General features: G+C 64.4%; 20 protein-coding genes. 2 read left to right on the top strand and 18 right to left on the bottom strand.

Annotated elements, in window-relative coordinates; all coding sequences use genetic code 11:
* Positions 1–19: 19 nt before the first annotated feature.
* The 14 genes from KHO22_RS20605 to KHO22_RS20540 all read right to left on the bottom strand — a co-directional run bounded on the left by KHO22_RS20605 (position 20) and on the right by KHO22_RS20540 (position 11,799).
* The gene (locus KHO22_RS20605) at positions 20–316 is read right to left on the bottom strand and encodes a glutaredoxin family protein (RefSeq protein ID WP_211949027.1); all 297 of its coding nucleotides are present in this window, start codon (positions 314–316) and stop codon (positions 20–22) included.
* Positions 317–325: 9 nt separating this feature from the next.
* Positions 326–1,837 carry a DegQ family serine endoprotease gene (locus KHO22_RS20600; protein WP_211949026.1) on the bottom strand — a complete coding sequence of 504 codons (1,512 nt, stop codon included), beginning with the start codon at positions 1,835–1,837 and terminating at the stop codon, positions 326–328.
* Positions 1,838–1,957: 120 nt separating this feature from the next.
* Positions 1,958–3,031, bottom strand: coding sequence for a MucB/RseB C-terminal domain-containing protein (locus KHO22_RS20595; RefSeq protein WP_211949025.1), 1,074 nt, complete (start codon positions 3,029–3,031; stop codon positions 1,958–1,960).
* Between the two features lie 8 nt (positions 3,032–3,039).
* Positions 3,040–3,672: a sigma-E factor negative regulatory protein gene (locus tag KHO22_RS20590; protein ID WP_211949024.1), complete on the bottom strand. Its 633-nt coding sequence runs from the start codon at positions 3,670–3,672 to the stop codon at positions 3,040–3,042.
* Positions 3,673–3,782: 110 nt separating this feature from the next.
* The gene (rpoE, locus tag KHO22_RS20585; RefSeq protein ID WP_211949023.1) at positions 3,783–4,382 is read right to left on the bottom strand and encodes an RNA polymerase sigma factor RpoE; all 600 of its coding nucleotides are present in this window, start codon (positions 4,380–4,382) and stop codon (positions 3,783–3,785) included.
* Between the two features lie 111 nt (positions 4,383–4,493).
* The gene (locus KHO22_RS20580) at positions 4,494–4,922 is read right to left on the bottom strand and encodes a hypothetical protein (RefSeq protein WP_211949022.1); all 429 of its coding nucleotides are present in this window, start codon (positions 4,920–4,922) and stop codon (positions 4,494–4,496) included.
* 97 nt (positions 4,923–5,019) lie between these two features.
* Positions 5,020–6,252 carry a beta-ketoacyl-ACP synthase II gene (gene fabF / locus KHO22_RS20575; RefSeq protein WP_211949021.1) on the bottom strand — a complete coding sequence of 411 codons (1,233 nt, stop codon included), beginning with the start codon at positions 6,250–6,252 and terminating at the stop codon, positions 5,020–5,022.
* A 208-nt stretch (positions 6,253–6,460) separates the two neighbouring features.
* Positions 6,461–6,700: an acyl carrier protein gene (gene acpP, locus KHO22_RS20570; RefSeq protein WP_008644813.1), complete on the bottom strand. Its 240-nt coding sequence runs from the start codon at positions 6,698–6,700 to the stop codon at positions 6,461–6,463.
* A gap of 169 nt (positions 6,701–6,869) precedes the next feature.
* Positions 6,870–7,619: a 3-oxoacyl-ACP reductase FabG gene (fabG, locus tag KHO22_RS20565; RefSeq protein ID WP_211949020.1), complete on the bottom strand. Its 750-nt coding sequence runs from the start codon at positions 7,617–7,619 to the stop codon at positions 6,870–6,872.
* A 25-nt stretch (positions 7,620–7,644) separates the two neighbouring features.
* Positions 7,645–8,574 (bottom strand): ACP S-malonyltransferase, encoded by a 930-nt coding sequence (gene fabD / locus KHO22_RS20560; protein ID WP_211949019.1) that lies wholly within the window; start codon positions 8,572–8,574, stop codon positions 7,645–7,647.
* A 69-nt stretch (positions 8,575–8,643) separates the two neighbouring features.
* Positions 8,644–9,624 (bottom strand): beta-ketoacyl-ACP synthase III, encoded by a 981-nt coding sequence (locus KHO22_RS20555; protein WP_211949018.1) that lies wholly within the window; start codon positions 9,622–9,624, stop codon positions 8,644–8,646.
* Between the two features lie 53 nt (positions 9,625–9,677).
* The gene (plsX, locus tag KHO22_RS20550; RefSeq protein ID WP_211949017.1) at positions 9,678–10,754 is read right to left on the bottom strand and encodes a phosphate acyltransferase PlsX; all 1,077 of its coding nucleotides are present in this window, start codon (positions 10,752–10,754) and stop codon (positions 9,678–9,680) included.
* Between the two features lie 151 nt (positions 10,755–10,905).
* Positions 10,906–11,085 carry a 50S ribosomal protein L32 gene (gene rpmF, locus KHO22_RS20545; RefSeq protein WP_008644820.1) on the bottom strand — a complete coding sequence of 60 codons (180 nt, stop codon included), beginning with the start codon at positions 11,083–11,085 and terminating at the stop codon, positions 10,906–10,908.
* Positions 11,086–11,205: 120 nt separating this feature from the next.
* The gene (locus tag KHO22_RS20540) at positions 11,206–11,799 is read right to left on the bottom strand and encodes a DUF177 domain-containing protein (RefSeq protein ID WP_211949016.1); all 594 of its coding nucleotides are present in this window, start codon (positions 11,797–11,799) and stop codon (positions 11,206–11,208) included.
* Between the two features lie 182 nt (positions 11,800–11,981).
* On the opposite strand from KHO22_RS20540, the gene KHO22_RS20535 reads away from it, so the two are divergent.
* Positions 11,982–12,581: a Maf-like protein gene (locus KHO22_RS20535; RefSeq protein WP_211949015.1), complete on the top strand. Its 600-nt coding sequence runs from the start codon at positions 11,982–11,984 to the stop codon at positions 12,579–12,581.
* A 14-nt stretch (positions 12,582–12,595) separates the two neighbouring features.
* A complete protein-coding gene (locus KHO22_RS20530; RefSeq protein WP_211949110.1) occupies positions 12,596–13,327 on the top strand; it encodes an SAM-dependent methyltransferase in 732 nt (243 codons plus the stop codon).
* A gap of 97 nt (positions 13,328–13,424) precedes the next feature.
* On the opposite strand, the gene KHO22_RS20525 is transcribed toward KHO22_RS20530, so the two are convergent.
* From KHO22_RS20525 to KHO22_RS20510, 4 genes are read right to left on the bottom strand one after another with little or no spacing between them, the layout of a single operon-like run.
* Complete coding sequence (locus tag KHO22_RS20525; RefSeq protein ID WP_211949014.1) at positions 13,425–14,609, bottom strand: S49 family peptidase; 1,185 nt, start codon at positions 14,607–14,609, stop codon at positions 13,425–13,427.
* 39 nt (positions 14,610–14,648) lie between these two features.
* On the bottom strand, positions 14,649–15,068 hold the full coding sequence (locus KHO22_RS20520) for a Rieske (2Fe-2S) protein (protein WP_211949013.1): 420 nt from the start codon (positions 15,066–15,068) through the stop codon (positions 14,649–14,651).
* Positions 15,061–15,720 carry an HAD-IA family hydrolase gene (locus tag KHO22_RS20515; RefSeq protein ID WP_211949012.1) on the bottom strand — a complete coding sequence of 220 codons (660 nt, stop codon included), beginning with the start codon at positions 15,718–15,720 and terminating at the stop codon, positions 15,061–15,063. The genes KHO22_RS20520 and KHO22_RS20515 overlap by 8 nt, the downstream gene beginning before the upstream one ends.
* Entirely contained in the window at positions 15,701–16,762 is a 1,062-nt protein-coding gene (locus KHO22_RS20510; protein WP_211949109.1) for an RluA family pseudouridine synthase, read from the bottom strand. The genes KHO22_RS20515 and KHO22_RS20510 overlap by 20 nt, the downstream gene beginning before the upstream one ends.
* Positions 16,763–17,519 lie beyond the last annotated feature (757 nt).

Genomic DNA, 17,519 nt, shown 5'->3' with positions numbered 1-17,519 from the left:
TGGGCCGATTGCCAGGCCCTTATGCGCGACCGGATGTGCTCGTTCCGGCCCATGTCTGTGCCGCAAGCCACGCGCGGACGGAGGCAACATCGAGGAAGTAGTGGCAAAGCTCACGGGGCCCTTCCGGTCCCCCTTCCGGTCCTGCTGCGACCAGCACGGGCACGCGCTCGCCAAAACGGGACTCCAGGTCCGGATCGGTATCCACGTCCACCTCATGCAGGACGAACGGGAATTCGCGCCGGAGGGGCTCCAGCGCCTCCCGCATGTCTGTGCACAGATGGCAATATGCCCGGCCGTACAATGTGAGCTGCAGCATGTCCGATGGTCAGCGGGCGGCAGTGGCTCCGGGACGCAGCGTCAGAACCTGGGTCGCGTCGCCACGGCGCACGAACACGGCGGCAATGCGGTTTTTGTCCAGCCCCTTGACCAGATCGTTGAACTGGCGCGCGCTGGTCACATCGGTATCGCCCAGGCGCAGGATGATGTCGCCAGGACGAATGCCGGCACGCATGGCCGGGCCATCCGCGACTTCGACTTCCACCCCCGACTTCACCTTCAGTTCCTTCTGGCGAGCATCCGGAATGTCGTTAACGATCAGGCCCAGCGCGTTGGGCTTGGCCGCCTGCGCAGTGGCCTCATCCTTGGCCGACGGCGTGCCGCGGACCTTCGCGCGGGTTTCCGGCTCCAGTTCCGTCACGGTGATCGAGACGTCGCGGGTGGCACCCTTGCGCCACAACTGCATCGGCACCTTCGTGCCAGGCTTGGTATCGCCGACCATGCGCGGCAGGTCGGACGCCTTTTCAATGTCGCGGCCGTTGAACTTCAGAATGATGTCGCCCGGCTCAATGCCAGCCTTCTCCGCCGGACCGCCCGGCTCCACGCTGCCCACCAGCGCGCCGCGTGCGCGGCCGAGGCCGAGCGAATCTGCCACCTCCTTGGTTACATCGCCGATCGCCACGGCAATACGGCCTCGCGTGACGCGGCCCGAGGTCTTCAGCTGGTCGGTGACGCGCATCGCTTCGTCGATCGGAATCGCGAACGAAATGCCCATGTAGCCACCGCTACGGCTGTAGATCTGCGAGTTGATGCCGATGACTTCGCCGCGCAGGTTGATCAGCGGCCCCCCCGAATTGCCGGGATTGACGGCCACGTCGGTCTGGATGAACGGCAGGTAGTCACCGGTATCACGCCCCTTGGCCGAGACAATGCCAGCGGTCACGCTGTTGTCGAGACCGAACGGCGAACCAATGGCCAGTACCCATTCGCCCGCGCGAACCTTGTCCGAATCACCGAGCGTCAGCCGCGGCAGCCCCGTCGCCTCGATCTTGAGGAGCGCCACGTCCGTGCGCTTGTCCGCACCGATCAGCTTGGCCTTGAACTCGCGCTTGTCGGGCAGCGTGACGTAGATGGTTTCCGCATCGGCCACCACGTGAGCATTGGTCATCACGTAGCCGTCCTGGCTGATGATGAAGCCTGAACCAACGCCGCGGCTCTGCTCCTCGCCCTGCGGCGGCTGGCCCTGCGGCGGCTGGCCACGCCGCGGCGGCGTCGGGGCACCCGGAGTCGGAGCACCCGGCATCGGAACACCGAAGAAGCGCCGGAAGAACTCGGCCATCTCATCGTCTTCGCTGCCCTGGCCGCTGCGCGTGCGCACGCGCTCCGTGGTCCGGATGTTGACTACGGCCGGGCTGGCTTTTTCCACCAGGTCGGTGAAGTCAGGCAGGTTGTAGTTGGAAGCCGCGGCCTGGGCGTGGCCCACTTCGGCAATCGCCGGACCGAGAATCAACATGGCAGCCATGACCATGGCACGCGCCAGGGCTGGGGATCTGAACGTCATCGACAACTCCCGGGATTCAGCAAATGATGAGGTACCGGCTGGGACAAGATGCAGGACGCCGCCCGCTGGGGCACGCGGACATGGGGCCCGGCAGACCCCGCATCCGCCACTTGTACGCGCTCAGTGTAACGCCTTGGGAGGGCGATATTCCACGGCCGACGCGAACTGCCGCACCGTGCTGGCGGGGACTTCGCCCACCACTGTAATCCAGTAGTCGGCGATGCGGCGCACCACGACCTGCGTGGCGCCCAGCGACGCGACACCTTCACGGCGCACACGCTGCTCGGACACGGGTTCGATGAACACCGACAGCCCGGTCAGCCCGTCGCTGTACACCACCTGAAGCACCTCGAACACCTGCCCGCGGCCCTGCGCAGGCGTGCGCAGCTCGCCGAGGGGGCGGCGCACTTCACGAATCTTCTGAAAGCCCTTCAACGGCACGGCGATGTTCCAGCCTTCGTCCGCAACGTTGGTCGGCTGATAGGTGACCTCATAGTGATTCCAGGAACTGGAATTCTTGATCGCCCCGAGGATGCGCTGCTTGTCTGACGGCACACCGATGTCGACCTGCGAAAAGGCCACCTGCTCCAGCACCTTGCCGCCGTCGCCAATGGTCTGCGCCCGCATCAGCAGGCCCGAATTCTTTTCGGCCCACAGGCGTACGGCATAGCGCGCCGCGTCGTGCGGTTCCAGCGAAAACACTTCGCATTCCACCCCGGCCACACGTTCGCCGGGCAGCTTGCGCATGTCGTAGAGATCGAGCACGTCGCTCTTGTTGGTGGCCAGCAGCGCCGGGAAGCGGTCCTTCGCCTCCTGCTTCTCGACCACCACCAGCTTGGCTTCCGGAATCAGGCTGTGGACCACGTCATTCTGCCGCAGCACTTCGCGCGGCTTGCCATCCAGCGTTTCCAGGCGCTCATACTCGTTGTGCACGAGGTCGCTGTAGTGCTGGATCTTCGACGCGTGCATTACGCTGCCGCGCTGGTAGATCAGCGTGCCGACATAGTTCTCGCGCTGTGCTGCGCGATGGATCTTGCTGAGCCAGGCGGAGGCATCACGCCGGTTCAGCGAACTGTCCGAGGGCTGGGCCGTTACCGCCGCCGCACTCAGACACAAGGCCAGAAAAAAGGACCTACGCAGGGCCCCCATTCTCGGTTCGCCCGCTACGCCGGCGGGCGACCATCCTTTGTGCATGTCCGGCATTATTCCTGCGAATTGTCCTGAGAGAAATTAGCGCCGTTGGCGACCGCACGCATGGTCGGCACGAACGCCTCTGTTGCAACCGAGGTGCGATGAGCGCGCAGGTACTCGTCCAGCCGCGGATCGCGGATCATCTGGGCACTTTCGGCTGCGACGGTAACGATGGCCCCGGGCTTGGCGGCCGTCGGCTGGTCCGCTCGCGCGACCACCGCGTCAGGCGTGCCCAGGTCAGCCGGCCCGCGCATTTGCGGTACCACGACCCAGCTCACTGCAGCCACCGCCGCGGCGATGGCCGTGCCGGGCATGACCCGACGCACCCAGGACGGACGCACCAGCAAGCGCTGGCGCGTGCCTGCGGCCTGGGCCACGGCCGGCACGAGCACATGGGGCTCGACTTCCAGCCGCGACGAGAAGCGGGCGAGAAAATCACCGGTCGGACCCGCGTGGCTCAGCTCTTCCGAGCGGAGCGTATCGCCGATCATCTGGAACACGGTCCAGTTCGCCATGCCGGATTCGCTCTTGGCGAGCGCCACGACGGCATCGACCTCATGCGGCGACAGTTCGCCATCCATCAATACGGAGATCTGCTCCGCCGCTTCCGCTACATGAACCGACTGCTTATGAGCCTGACCCATTTCCCACCCCAAGACATTCCAATTCCATTGAACACCGATAGTCCCGTCACCTACTGTCGCTTATCGATGCAGGAATAGGCTGCAACGCTGGCCGCACGACATTCTTCTCACTACCATCGCTTGCCCTCTGCCGTTCCCAGCAGCGGGCGCAATTTCTCGGCAATCGCCTCGCGCGCACGGAATATGCGCGACCGGACCGTCCCGATCGGGCAACCCATCGCCTCGGCGATTTCCTCATAGCTGAGACCTTCGATCTCGCGCAGGGTGATGGCGGTACGCAATTCCTCCGGTAGCGCCTCCATCGCGCGGTTGACCGTCTCGGCAACCTGGCGCGTGTGAAGCATCGATTCCGGCGTATTGATATCCCTTAGTTGCTCACCGTCCGCAAAAGTTTCAGCCTCTTCTGTATCGATGTCGCTGGACGCCTCGGGCCTCCGGCCCTGAGTGGCCAGGTAGTTCTTGGCCGTGTTGACGGCGATCCGGTACAGCCATGTGTAGAAGGCCGATTCCCCGCGGAACTGGGGCAAGGCGCGGTATGCCTTGATAAAGGCATCCTGCGCCACATCCTCGACTTCGGCGGGATCTCTCACCAGGCGCGAAATCAGACGGATGATCTTCCGGTGGTACTTTGCCACCAGCAGCTCAAAGGCCCGCTTGTCGCCCTGCTGGACGCGTTCAACTAGGAGCTGATCGGCTTCGCGTTCGCTCACGTATGGCTCACCTGCAGTGTATCTCTTGGTTTGGTCGTCACGACGAACGTTGTATTTTACCTACGAACCACCGATAGTCCGGTGCTTCAAAGTGCATGCTGTGACCGCTGCCTAACAATAACGTTCCCCATCACCTTGCGCTGGTTGCACCTCGCGTGCAACCGCCAGCGCCACTCTCGCGGCGCGCACCACGCGCGGGGAACGCGCCTGGAACGGGAAAACCAGTAGCCCACGGCGCTTGTCAGGCCCTTGTGCCAGGCTCAGGAAGAGAATGCCGCCGACGTTCCAGCTGCTCGTCACCAAGGCGGTTTCGCTGCCGGTACCGGAGCGCCGCAGCACGACCCGGGGCATGCCGTGGCGCTGCGGCGACGGCAACACGGCGGAACATGACTGGCCGGCCCATGACCACCAATCGCGCGAGGCCCAGACCAGCATGACAGCCATGCCAAGCCACGCGACACCAATCAGGAAAGGAAAGGCGCTGCCGGCCGTCCCATGGGGCGTTGCCGCGCCCAGGCACATCTGGGCCAGCAGGCCCAAGGCAACGACCTCGCCGGACCAGAACACGAGCAGGGCCCACTGCAGGTGAGTGAGCCCGCCGAGACGAGGGCCGGCGAGGCGCTTCCGTAACACCGAATCAGGCGCGACGGAAGACCAGCGTGCCGTTGGTACCGCCGAAGCCGAAGTTGTTCTTCACGGCCACATCGATCTTCATGTCACGCGCCGTGTTGGCCACGTAATCCAGGTCGCATTCCGGATCCTGGTTATCGATGTTGATGGTCGGCGGCGAGACCTGGTGATGCAGGGCCAGCACGGTGAAGACCGATTCCAGGCCGCCGGCGCCGCCCAGCAGATGGCCGGTCATCGACTTGGTCGAATTCACCACCATCTTGTAGGCATGGTCGCCGAAGGCCGCCTTGACGGCGTCGGACTCGTTCTTGTCGCCCAGCGGCGTGGACGTGCCGTGCGCGTTCAGGTACTGCACCTGGTCTGCATTGATGCCGGCATCCTTGAGCGCATTGACCATGCAGCGGCGCGGGCCGTCCATGTTCGGAGCGGTCATGTGGAAAGCGTCGCCGCTCATGCCGAAGCCCACGAGCTCGGCATAGATGCGCGCACCGCGCGCCTTCGCCGACTCGTATTCTTCAAGCATCATGACGCCGGCGCCCTCGCCCAGCACGAAGCCGTCGCGGTCCTTGTCCCACGGACGCGAAGCCGCCGCCGGGTCGTCATTGCGCGTCGACAGGGCGCGTGCAGCGGCGAAGCCGCCAATACCCAGCGGCGACACGGTCGACTCGGCGCCGCCCGCCAGCATGGCATCGGCATCGCCAGCCTGAATCAGGCGGGCAGCCAGGCCAATGCTGTGCAGGCCGGTGGTGCACGCCGTCACCGCAGCAAGGTTCGGGCCCTTCAGGCCGTGCATGATCGACAGGTGGCCCGAGATCATGTTGATGATCGAGCCCGGCACGAAGAACGGCGAGATGCGGCGCGGACCACGCTCGGTCAGCGTGGCATGCGTGTCCTCGATCATCGGCAAGCCGCCAATGCCCGAGCCCACCAGCACGCCGATGCGCTCGGCGTTGGCATCGGTCACTTCCAGGCCGCTGTCCTTCAGCGCCTGGGCGCCGGCCGCGATGCCAAAGTGGATGAAGGTATCCATGTTGCGGGCTTCCTTGGCGGGGATGTAATCCTCGGCATTGAAGCCCTTCACTTCACCGGCAAAGTGCACGGAAAGCGCGGAATGATCGAATTTGGTGACGGTGGCGATGCCAGACTTGCCGGCAACCAGGTTGGCCCAGCCTTCGGCAACCGTGTTTCCGACCGGAGACACAAGGCCAAGCCCAGTGACAACGACGCGACGACGGCTCACTATGATTTCCTACGGGTGCGTGATGCAGGATCGGGGACACATGTCGCCGCGCTCCGCAACCGGCAGGTTTACCCGGCCAGTCAGGTCCACGCGGCACAAGCCTTGATTCTGCGTCTTCGAACAGACGAAAGCCACAGAAAACAGCAAGGCGCTACCGGAACGGTGCGCCCACCCGCCTTCTGTGGCTCGGAATTCAGATACGACTGGCTTAGGCCTTGACGTGCGCGGTGGCGTAGTCGATAGCCTGCTGCACGGTCGTGATCTTTTCGGCTTCCTCATCAGGAATTTCCATGCCGAATTCATCTTCCAACGCCATCACGAGTTCAACCGTGTCCAGCGAGTCCGCACCGAGATCGTTCACGAACGACGATTCGTTCTTGATGTCTGCCTCGGCCACGCCAAGCTGTTCTGCAACGATTTTCTTGACGCGTTGTTCGATATTGTCCATGTAACCCTCCAGGGAAGTTCGACAAAAAGTGGGCGCATTTTAGCAGGTTTGGGGCGTCAGAAATGCCGCCTGCCAAGCTTTGCAAGAATCGCGCCCGATTGGTTCGGAAAACTACGACTTCAGACGGCTTCTTCCGGCTTCTTCTCCGAAAGAAGCACCCAAAAACCTATTAATTCATGTACATCCCGCCGTTCACATGCAGCGTGGTGCCGGTGATGTAGGCCGCTTGCGGACCGGCCAGGAAGGCCACCGCATTGGCGATATCTTCCGGCTGGCCCAGGCGGCCCAGCGGGATCTGCTGCTTGAGCGAAGCATGCTGCTCTTCGGACAGCGCCTTGGTCATGTCGGTGTCGATAAAGCCCGGCGCGACGCAATTGACGGTCACGTTGCGGCTGCCGATTTCGGCGGCCAGCGAGCGGGTCATCCCCGCCACGCCCGCCTTGGCGGCGGAATAGTTCATCTGGCCGGGATTGCCCACCGAGCCCACCACCGAAGTGATATTGATGATGCGACCCTGACGGGCCTTCATCATCGGGCGCAGCACCGCGCGCGACAGGCGGAAAACCGAGGTCAGGTTGGTCTGGATGACGGCCACCCAGTCCTCGTCCTTCATGCGCATGGCGAGCTGGTCCTGCGTGATGCCGGCATTGTTGACCAGCACGCCGATGCCACCATGGCCCTTGACGATCTCGTCGATCAGGGCGTCGCAGGCGGCCGCGTCATTCACGTTCAGCACGGCGCCCTTGCCCTTCAGCCCTTCCGCGCCAAGGTATTCGGTGATGCCGGCCGCACCGGATTCGCTGGTGGCGGTGCCGATCACGGTAGCGCCCTGGCGGGCCAGTTCCAGCGCAATGGCGCGGCCAATGCCGCGCGAGGCGCCAGTGACCAGCGCGACCTGGTTATCGAGGAGTTTGGTCATTCGATTTGTCCTTTCTTGCGATCGCTTACTTCAGCAGCGCCAGGGTTTCCTGCAGCGAGGCGGGATCGAAGATCGCACCGCCAACCAGGTTGCCGTCGATGCGCTTGGTCATGCCAGCCAGGACCTTGCCCGGACCGCATTCGATCACGTTCGTGACGCCTTCCGCGGCCATCTTCTGCACGCACTCCACCCAGCGCACCGGTGCGGCGGCCTGGCGCACCAGCGCGTCCTTGATCGCATCCGGATCGTTGACGATGGCAACGTCGACGTTGTTGACCAGCGGAATCGCCGGTGCCGAGAATGCCAGGCCAGCCATGCGCTCGCGCAGGCGGTCCGATGCCGGCTTGAGCAGCGACGAATGGAATGGCGCCGACACGGGCAGCGGCAGCGCGCGCTTGGCGCCCCTGGCCTTGGCGACTTCGCACGCCTTCTCGACGCCGGCCTTGCTGCCGGCGATCACGACCTGCGACGGCGCGTTGAAATTCACGGCCTCGACCACGCCCGCGGCCGATGCTTCGGCGCAAGCGGCGCGCACGTCATCGTCCGACAGGCCGAGGATGGCGGCCATGCCGCCCTCGCCCACGGGCACGGCTTCCTGCATGGCCTGCGCGCGGAAACGCACCAGCGGCACGGCTTCGGCAAACGGAATCACGCCAGCCGCCACCAGCGCCGAGTATTCGCCCAGGCTGTGCCCCGCAACCAGTGCAGGCACCGGGCCTCCAGCGTCAAGCCAGGCGCGGTAGATCGCCACCGCGGCGGTCAGCATGACCGGCTGCGTGTTCGTGGTCAGGTTCAGTTCTTCAGCCGGACCTTCTGCGATCATGCGGCCGATGTCCTGGCCCAGTGCCGTCGACGCTTCCTCCAGGGTCGCGCGCACCACGGCGTTGTCGGCGAACGCATTGAGCATGCCGACCGATTGCGAGCCCTGGCCGGGAAATACGAAAGCAAATTTCATCGGAGTGCTATTCCAGAAATTGAATACCTGTAGCCGCGCGACCGGCCTTGCCCGCCGCGCCGGCCGTCGTTACATGCGCAGCAGCGCGGCGCCCCAGGTGAAGCCGCCACCCACGCCTTCCAGCAGCACGGTATGGCCCGGGCGGATGCGACCGTCGAGCACAGCGGCGTCGAGCGCCAGCGGAATCGAAGCGGCGGAAGTATTGCCGTGCTCGTGCACGACAGCCACCATGCGCTCGGCGGGCAGGCCGAGCTTGCGCGCGGTGCCCTGCATGATGCGGATATTGGCCTGGTGGGGAATCAGCCAGTCGACCTGCTCGGGCTGGATTTCCGCCGCGGCCATCGCCTCGCGTGCCACTTTGTCCAGGACGGTCACGGCGAGCTTGAACACCGCCTGGCCGTCCATGTGCAGGAAAGCATTCCCCGTGATGGCGCCGCCGGCGACGTTGCCTGGCACGCACAGGATGCCAACGTGGCTGCCATCCGAGTGCATGGCCGTCGACAGGATGCCTGGCTCATCGGAGGCCGTCAGCACGACCGCGCCGGCACCATCGCCGAACAGCACGCAGGTGGTGCGGTCGTTGAAGTCGAGAATCCGCGAGAATACTTCCGCGCCAATCACCAGCACATTGCGATGCGAGCCGCTGCGGATGAACTTGTCAGCCGTGGCCAGCGCATACACGAAGCCCGAACAGACCGCCTGCAGGTCGAATGCCGCACACTGGTTGTCGATGCCAAGCTTGTTCTGGACGATGCACGCGGTGCTCGGGAACACGAAGTCCGGCGTCGACGTCGCCACGATGATCAGGTCGATGCTCTGGCGATCGATGCCAGCCGCCTCGATCGCCTTCTCGGCAGCCTTGACGGCCAGGTCGCTGCTTGCCATGTCGGGCTCGGCCCAATGCCGGGCCGAAATGCCGCTGCGCGAGAAGATCCACTCGTCGCTGGTCTCGATGCCCTTTTCGGCCAACTGCACCGCCAGATCATGGTTGGTCACGCGCCGCGGGGGCAGGTAGCTCCCGGTACCGATGATTTTTGCGTACTTGGTCATGTAGTGTCGGATCGATTTGTCCGTATGGCAGCCCCAGGCGCCGGCCCGATGCATCAGGCGGCGCGGGGGCTGGGGTGCGGGGTCGGTGCTGTCTCCGGGCTGCCCGGCACAGCGCCCACAGCGCTGGTCTTGTCGGCGAATGCCCTTGCTATGCGTTCGATGACGCCGTTCTTGGCGGCATCATACCCGCGTTTGATCGCCCACTCAAAAGAATGGGCATCGGCCGACCCGTGGCTCTTGATCACCAGCCCGCGCAGGCCGAGCAGCGAAGCCCCGTTGTAGCGCGCCGGATCCAGCCGCTTGGCCAGGCGGGACAGTACGGGCATGGCAATGCCCGCGAGCAGCTTGGTGAACCAGGAACGGGTGAACTCTTCCTTGATCATGCCACCGATCATCTTCGCGAGGCCTTCGGTGCTCTTGAGCGCCACGTTGCCGACAAAGCCATCGCATACGACGATGTCGGTCGTGCCCTTGAAGATGTCGTTGCCTTCCACGTTGCCATGGAAATTCAGCTCCGAGGCACGCAGCAGTTCACCCGCGCGCTTGACCACCTCGTTGCCCTTGATCACTTCCTCGCCGATATTGAGCAGACCTACCGTCGGATGTTCCTTGTGGTCCACCACGGCCACCATCGCCTCGGCCATGCGCGCGAATTGCAGCAGGTGCTCCGGTTCGCAGTCGGCGTTGGCGCCAAGGTCGAGCACAGTCGTGCCCCAGCCCTTCTCGTTGGGAATGGTGGTGGCGATGGCCGGCCGCTCGATGCCCTCGAGCGTCTTCAGCACGTAGCGCGACACCGCCATCAGCGCGCCGGTATTGCCGGCGGAAATGCAGGCACCAGCCAGGCCTTCCTTGACCTGGGTCACGGCGACCCGCATCGAGGAATCCTTCTTCTTGCGAAGCGCCACTTCCACCGGGTCATCCATGGTGATGACCTCGGTCGCCGGCACGATGCTGACGCGCGCATGGTTCTGCGCGTGCAGCTTTTTCAGCTGCGTCTGGATGGCGTCGGGCAGACCGACCAGCACCACCTCGGCATCGTCATGACTGGAAAGAAAACTGATCGCTGCCGGGACCGTCACGGAAACACCGTGGTCACCGCCCATGCAGTCGATAGCGATTTTGATCGTCATTGTTCCGGATACGGATTACGCATCGGCGCCGGCGGAAAGCCGGTTCGCATCGCGAGCGCCCAACAAAAAAGCGGCAACGATCTTGCCGCTTTTTTGTCTCTGACCTACAGGCATGCGCGAGCGAGACGCAACGTCACGCCGAACGAAGCGATCAGTCGTTCTTGGTCTTGATGACCTTGCGACCACGGTAGTAGCCGTTCGGGCTCACGTGGTGGCGCAGGTGGGTTTCGCCGGTGGTCGGTTCGACTGCCAGCGGGGCGACCGACAGGTGATCGTGCGAGCGATGCATACCGCGCTTGGACGGCGACTTCTTGTTCTGTTGAACAGCCATGATGACTCCTTCGAGAATTTTTCAATATTAACACACGCATCCCGCACTAGGCGTAGCCGGGGCCCGGCCGGATGCTTCAACCACTACCTTCAAGACCTTGCGCGACGCCGCCCTGCGGCATCAATGCCTGGTCTTCAGGCCGGCCAGCGCCGCAAAGGGCGATGGCCGCTTTTCCTCTTCTTCCGGTGCAGCCTCGGGCTCCACCTCGCCATCGGCGCCGGTCACGAGACTCTCGTGCACTTCCGGGCAGACAGAATGCTTGGGTGCCGCAGGCAGCGCCAGCAACACCTCATCTTCAATCAGTTCAAGCAACGAGAATCGCTTGGAGCCGACAATCGCGTCAATCTCATCATCGTCCATCGGCGCGCTGTCGGCCGCCGCATCGCTGGCGAACACTTCAAAGCGCATGGACGTGGCGACGGGTTCCGCATAGACCTCCAGGCACCGCTGACAATTCAGCCAGACGTGACCATTGATGGAAAGATCCAGGAACAGGCGCTGCGCCACCGGCGCGCCGGGCTCTGAAGCCTCTTCGCGCGAAAACCCGGTAGCCGTATAGGCAAATACCTCGTCCGCCGCCGAAGCTGGCGCTTGCGCGGCCGTCTCGGCTAAGATGCGCGGCAAATCCCGCACCGCCACTTCGCCGGCTGCGCTCCCGCCTTTGCGGCAGAAAGCAAAGAGATCTAGCTCGCGCAGGTCGATCGACTCGGTCATATGGCTGCTCATGCTTGGCTCGCCACATCCTGGACCATCAGGCCTTTCATCAGGACCTTTCAGGCAGCACGGCAGGCCATGCGCGCATGCGGCGAAACGCGGGATTATAAGACGAGATTAGCCTCCTGGTCAAAGGCCTTGAGCGCGTTGCCCCTTGAATTCCCGTTCCGCTTCAATCACTTATGCATTTACAAGCACTTCCCCGACTGATCCTGGGCTCCAGCTCGCCCTATCGGCGCGAGTTGCTGGAGCGGCTCCGTCTGCCTTTCGAGGTGGCGGTGCCCGATATCGACGAGACCCCGCTGGACGACGAAACGCCGGAAGCCACCGCGCTGCGCCTGTCGCTGGACAAGGCCCAGGCCATCGCGCAGCGCCATCCCGGAGCCCTGGTCATCGGCTCGGACCAGGTGCTGACACTCGACGGCCGGCAGATGGGCAAGCCCGGCTCACACGACAAGGCGCGCGAGCAGCTGCGCCTGATGCGTGGCCGTACCGCGACCTTCCATTCCGCGCTCTGCCTGCTCGACGGACGTACCGGTCAGTCGCAGCTTGCCGACGTGCAGACACTTGTCACCATGCGCGACCTCAGCGACGCCGAGGTCGATGCGTACCTGCACCTGGAAAAGCCTTACGATGTCGCCGGCAGCGCCAAGTCCGAAGGCCTGGGCATCGCGTTGCTGTCACGCGTGGAGTCGGATGACCCCACCGCGCTGGTCGGCCTGCCGCTGATTGCGCTCACGACGATGCTTCGTCAGGCCGGTTACCCATTCTTTGCCGCATGAGCGGCACCAATACGATGAGCGGCACCCTTTACCTGATCCCCAACACTCTCGGCAAGCGCGACGAGGCCGATCCGCTGCCCGACGTCATCCCGGCGGGCGTCCAGCAGGTCGCAGCGCGGCTGGAATACCTGGTCGCGGAAAACGCCAAGACCGCGCGCGCCTTCCTCAAGAAGCTAGGGGAAACGTGCCCGCTGGCCCGGCCGATCCAGCAAATCGAGATTCGTGAACTGAACGTCAACACCCGCGCCGATGCGCTGGCCGAACTGCTCGCGCCGCTGGCCGACGGCCGTGACGGCGGGTTGCTGTCTGAAGCCGGCGTGCCCGCCGTGGCGGACCCCGGCGCCGAACTGGTGCGGCTGGCTCATGCACGCGGCATTCGCGTGCGCCCGCTGGTCGGGCCCAGTTCGATCCTGCTCGCGGTGATGGGCTCGGGTCTGAACGGCCAGAGCTTCGCCTTCAACGGCTACCTGCCGGTGGACGCCGACGAGCGCGCGAAGCGGCTGCGCGAGCTGGAACAGCACTCGCGCAAATTCCGCCAGACCCAGGTCTGGATTGAAACGCCATACCGCAATGGCGCCCTGCTCGACGCACTGCGCCAGCACTGCGCCGGCACCACGCTGCTGTCCGTGGCCGTGGATCTCACGCTGCCGACCGAGACCATCGTCACGCTGCCGCTCGCGCAGTGGCGGCCGGACCGGCTGGACCTGCACAAGCGCCCTGCCATCTTTTCCTTGCTCGCCGACTGAAACGGCGCAAGAACGGGAAGAACCGTGACGGGACGGGCCCGAGGATTCCGGCGGGCCTCCAGCGCTTGCCGGATACCGCCCGTCCGGGTGTCTGCGCTTACCGCATGCCCTGCAGGCCGGTGCTCCAGAGCATCGTCTTCATCGCTGCCGTGCCCACCGCGGCACCGAAGCGCTTGGCCACGCGCTCGGCGATGTTCTCCTTGACGGTGTAGTCCACGATGTCCTCGGCCTTGAACAGGTCGCGCGCCACGTAGTCGGCACCCCCGAGACCATCGGCAAGGCCCAGTTCGACGCTGCGCTCACCCGACCAGAACAGGCCCGAGAACAGCTCCGGGTCATCCTTGAGGCGATCGCCGCGCCCTTCCTTCACCACGTCGATGAACTGCTCGTGGATCTCCTTGAGCATGGTTTCCGCAAAGGCCTTCTGCCTGGGCACCTGCGGGGAGAACGGATCCAGCATGCCCTTGTTGGCACCCGACGTGTACAGGCGGCGCTCCACGCCCAGCTTGTCCATCAGCCCCGTAAACCCGAAGCCGTCCATCAGCACGCCGATCGAGCCGACGATACTGGCCTTGTCGACATAGATCTTGTCCGCGGCGGCGGCCACGTAATAGCCCCCGGACGCGCAGATCTCTTCGACGACCACGTAGAACGGCTTGGACGGGTACAGCGCGCGCAGGCGATGGATCTCGTCGTTGATAATGCCCGCCTGCACCGGCGAGCCGCCGGGCGAATTGATCTTCAGGATCACGCCGGCCGCATTGCTGTCGGCAAAGGCCGCTTGCAGCGATGCGTTGATCGATTCCGCGCTGGCCGGGGTTCCCGCCGCGATCTCGCCTTCGAGCGAGACCATGGCAGTATGCTTGCCGGTGCCGATGGCACTGTCACCCTTGAAGTCGAACACGGCCAGGAAGATCACCAGCAAGACAGCCAGGCCCGCGAATCGAAAGAAGATGCGCCAGCGACGGGCGGCACGTTGCTCACGCAGCGTCGCCATCAGCACTTTTTCGAGCACGTCGCGCTCCCAGCCGGCACCACCGCCGACCGGCCCGCTGCCCTTGCCGCTCTCTATGCGCGCCTTGCGCTCGTCGGCCTCGCGGCGTGCGGCATCATCGGAGGCACGCAGTTCTCGCTCCAGCGGATAGTCCGCCTTCCCCGCAGTCTCGAGGCGTTCCGCCTCGGTGGCGCCGCTCGCCGGACCCGGCGCTGCGGCAGGGCTGGCACCCTCCTGTTCATCCGGCTGACCCGATTCGTCCGAAGGCGGTTTTTGCTGTTCTGTCATGCAAGTGGCTCGTGGAAAGGCTCTTGGAAGGGGCTGACGTCATGCCGCGCGACCCGCTTGCGCATTGTCCGCCGTCTGCGCCGGTCGGTATGGCGCTTCGGGCACCCAGAATATCTTGCCTTCACGCTCTTCGACACGCAACTTGGTGAGGGAAGCGCCCCGGCAAGGGCCACCGACGCACAGCCCGCTGTCGGGCTCGTACATGGCCCCATGTGTCGCACAGATCAAGTATAGGCCCGAGGACTCGAAAAACCGCCCCTCCTGCCAGTCCAGCTCCATGGGCACGTGAGCGCACTGATTCAGATAGCCATGCACCGCGCCATCGAAGCGAACCGCGAAGGCAGCCAGCTGGCGCGCATTGAACTCAACGGTGAAACGCACGCCGGCTCCGCCGTCGACCAGCGTCTCGGCGGGGCACAGGAACTGCGCGGCCATGCCGTCAACACCGGCTTCAGGCATTGGCCAGCAGCCATTCGGTCAGGTCGCCGATGGAACTCGCGCAGTGGACGGGTGCCATTGCCCGCAGGGAATCCGCAGGATGCGCCCCATATGACACACCGATGCCGCGGGCACCGGCATTGACGGCCATCTGCAGGTCGTGCGTCGTATCGCCGATCATGACCGTGCGGCCCATGTCCTGGCCCAGTTCCCGGGTCAGTTCCTGCAACATTGCCGGATGCGGCTTGGAGAAGCTCTCGTCCGCGCAGCGCGTGGCGTCGAACAACTGCGTCAGGCCGCTGGCGGCCAGTGCGCGCTGCAGGCCCACACGGGTCTTGCCGGTCGCCACGCCGAGGAAATAGTGTTCCCCATGCAGCGTCTCGAGCATTTCCCGCACACCATCGAACAGCACCAGTTCGGCATCTCGCGTGAGGAAGTGGTAGCGATAGCGCTCGGCAAGACGAGGGTAGTCGGCCGGATCCAGGGTCGGGACGGCATACGACAGCGCATCTTTCAGGCCGAGGCCGATGACATGGCTGGCGGCGCTGTCGTCCGGCACCGGCAGCCCCAGGTCCCGGCTGGCCAGCTGGATGCACTTGGCGATGGTCGGGGTGGAATCCATCAGGGTTCCGTCCCAGTCGAACACGATCAGGTCAAATTGTTGCCTGGCCATTGCTTTCCTTGTTGGCGTGACGGGCGCCCTGCTCCGGGGCGCCCTGGTTTTTCTGACTACGCAATTGTTGCAGGAATCCGGTGCATTCGTCCGGCAGTGGCGCCGCCACCACGAGCGGTTCGCCTGTCCCCGGATGGACGAACGTCAGCTTGTGCGCGTGCAGGAACATGCGCTTGATGCCCGGCCGCGCGCTGGCCCGGGCCAGCTGCTTGTTGAGCGTGAAGTCGCCGTACTTCTCATCGCCGACGATGGGAAAGCCGGAATGCGCCAGGTGCACGCGAATCTGGTGGGTGCGCCCGGTCTTCAATTCAGCTTCCAGCAGCGTGAAGCCCGGGAACGCCTCGATCCGGCTGAACACGGTGTGCGACGCCAGGCCGTCCGCCTGGACGCGCACACGGCGCTCGCCATCCGGCGTGCTGTATTTATATAGAGGCAGGCGGACATGCTGGCGGCTGTTGGGGAATTCCCCGGCCACACAGGCGAAGTAGCGCTTGTCCATGCTGTTGCCCCGGATCTGCTCGTGCAAGTCGACCAGCGCCGACCGCTTCTTGGCCAGGACCAGGATGCCGGAGGTCTCGCGGTCCAGGCGGTGGACCAGTTCCAGGAATTTCGCCTGCGGCCGCGCCTTGCGGAGCTGCTCGATCACGCCGAAGGCCACGCCGGAACCACCATGCACGGCCACGCCCGCGGGCTTGTTGATGATCAACAGGTGCGCGTCCTCAAACAGGACCGGAAAATCGGCCGCCGGCACTGGCTGTCGCCCGGCCGCTTGTGAAGATTCAGCCACCCGCATTGGTGGAATGCGTACCACGTCGCCGATCTGCAGGCGATAGGTGGCGTCGACGCGCCCCTTGTTGACGCGCACCTCGCCCGAGCGCAGCACCCGATAGATATGGCTCTTCGGTACCCCCTTCGATATCTTCAGCAGGAAGTTGTCGATGCGCTGCCCTTCGGCCCCTTCGTCAATCGTGACATACGCCACCTGGGGAGCCGTCGGCGCAGACTTTGCCCCTGTTTCAATTTGATGGCGTAACTCATTCATTTTCAATATAATTTCCTCGCTGTTCCGGCCAATGACCGGCAGCGCAAGACCTGTGTAGGCGATTTATCGCATTTTACACTTGGGGTTGCCGTCAGCCCTTCCGTCTCCCGCTTATTCGCGTAACCCGCAGGCGCCAGACGGGCAAATGACGGCAAAGCAGCACGCGCGCGGTTGCTGGCGCGCAGGAAGTCGCCCAGAGGTGGCTTCGGCAAGGCCGGCAATTTCGTGGGAACAAAGTGTTGAGGTAATACAGAATTCAAGGCGGATGCCTGGTGGCATCCGCTTCGGTGAGAGAAAGTCCCGCCGCACCGGGAAACGGTGCCGGCCGGCAGGCGTGCCTGCCACCTGACTAGAAATACCGGCGCCCGGTCGCAGAACTCCAAGAAGTAGTAGGTGCGCCCGCCAGGAGATGTCAGGTAGCAAATGGTCGCCGTGCCGCGTCCGAATAACTTGCTCTTTGACGCGTCTAGGCCTTCCGTGGCCGGCCGCGATGCCGCCGGCGCCGGTTGCGCCGGCCCCGCATCGCCGCCGGCATCCGGGAACGCGCCGGATTTCTGCGACAAGAGCAGCAACCGGCGTTCTCTCCCGCCATGCGGACGTCCTCGCAGGCGCCGTCGCCTTTCTTTCACCCGCGCCCAGCCGGTTGCGTCTTGACGCAATCTGGCGCTTTTCGGCAATTCTCGCGCCTCGCTTCGCTCCCTTGCGTGCTTCATCGATCGCCGCGGACACCGCTTGACGGTGCCATCCGCGACACTGG

The sequence above is a fragment of the Cupriavidus yeoncheonensis genome (genome assembly GCF_905397275.1).
In the GTDB taxonomy this organism is placed as follows: Bacteria; Pseudomonadota; Gammaproteobacteria; order Burkholderiales; family Burkholderiaceae; genus Cupriavidus; species Cupriavidus yeoncheonensis.
The sequence above is the reverse complement of the archived record's forward strand: the minus strand, read 5'-3'. Positions and strand labels throughout refer to the sequence as shown.

Excerpts from the sequence above, each read along its gene's own strand:
- plsX (WP_211949017.1), bottom strand. The coding sequence starts at position 10,754 with ATGACGATCAAAATCGCTATCGACTGCATGGGCGGTGACCACGGTGTT.
- rpmF (WP_008644820.1), bottom strand. The coding sequence starts at position 11,085 with ATGGCTGTTCAACAGAACAAGAAGTCGCCGTCCAAGCGCGGTATGCAT.
- KHO22_RS20535 (WP_211949015.1), top strand. The coding sequence starts at position 11,982 with ATGCATTTACAAGCACTTCCCCGACTGATCCTGGGCTCCAGCTCGCCC.
- KHO22_RS20540 (WP_211949016.1), bottom strand. The coding sequence starts at position 11,799 with ATGACCGAGTCGATCGACCTGCGCGAGCTAGATCTCTTTGCTTTCTGC.
- KHO22_RS20555 (WP_211949018.1), bottom strand. The coding sequence starts at position 9,624 with ATGACCAAGTACGCAAAAATCATCGGTACCGGGAGCTACCTGCCCCCG.
- KHO22_RS20595 (WP_211949025.1), bottom strand. The coding sequence starts at position 3,031 with ATGCACAAAGGATGGTCGCCCGCCGGCGTAGCGGGCGAACCGAGAATG.
- fabG (WP_211949020.1), bottom strand. The coding sequence starts at position 7,619 with ATGACCAAACTCCTCGATAACCAGGTCGCGCTGGTCACTGGCGCCTCG.
- fabD (WP_211949019.1), bottom strand. The coding sequence starts at position 8,574 with ATGAAATTTGCTTTCGTATTTCCCGGCCAGGGCTCGCAATCGGTCGGC.
- KHO22_RS20605 (WP_211949027.1), bottom strand. The coding sequence starts at position 316 with ATGCTGCAGCTCACATTGTACGGCCGGGCATATTGCCATCTGTGCACA.
- KHO22_RS20530 (WP_211949110.1), top strand. The coding sequence starts at position 12,596 with ATGAGCGGCACCCTTTACCTGATCCCCAACACTCTCGGCAAGCGCGAC.
- KHO22_RS20515 (WP_211949012.1), bottom strand. The coding sequence starts at position 15,720 with ATGGCCAGGCAACAATTTGACCTGATCGTGTTCGACTGGGACGGAACC.
- KHO22_RS20600 (WP_211949026.1), bottom strand. The coding sequence starts at position 1,837 with ATGACGTTCAGATCCCCAGCCCTGGCGCGTGCCATGGTCATGGCTGCC.
- KHO22_RS20520 (WP_211949013.1), bottom strand. The coding sequence starts at position 15,068 with ATGCCTGAAGCCGGTGTTGACGGCATGGCCGCGCAGTTCCTGTGCCCC.
- KHO22_RS20510 (WP_211949109.1), bottom strand. The coding sequence starts at position 16,762 with ATGAATGAGTTACGCCATCAAATTGAAACAGGGGCAAAGTCTGCGCCG.
- KHO22_RS20525 (WP_211949014.1), bottom strand. The coding sequence starts at position 14,609 with ATGACAGAACAGCAAAAACCGCCTTCGGACGAATCGGGTCAGCCGGAT.
- KHO22_RS20590 (WP_211949024.1), bottom strand. The coding sequence starts at position 3,672 with ATGGGTCAGGCTCATAAGCAGTCGGTTCATGTAGCGGAAGCGGCGGAG.
- acpP (WP_008644813.1), bottom strand. The coding sequence starts at position 6,700 with ATGGACAATATCGAACAACGCGTCAAGAAAATCGTTGCAGAACAGCTT.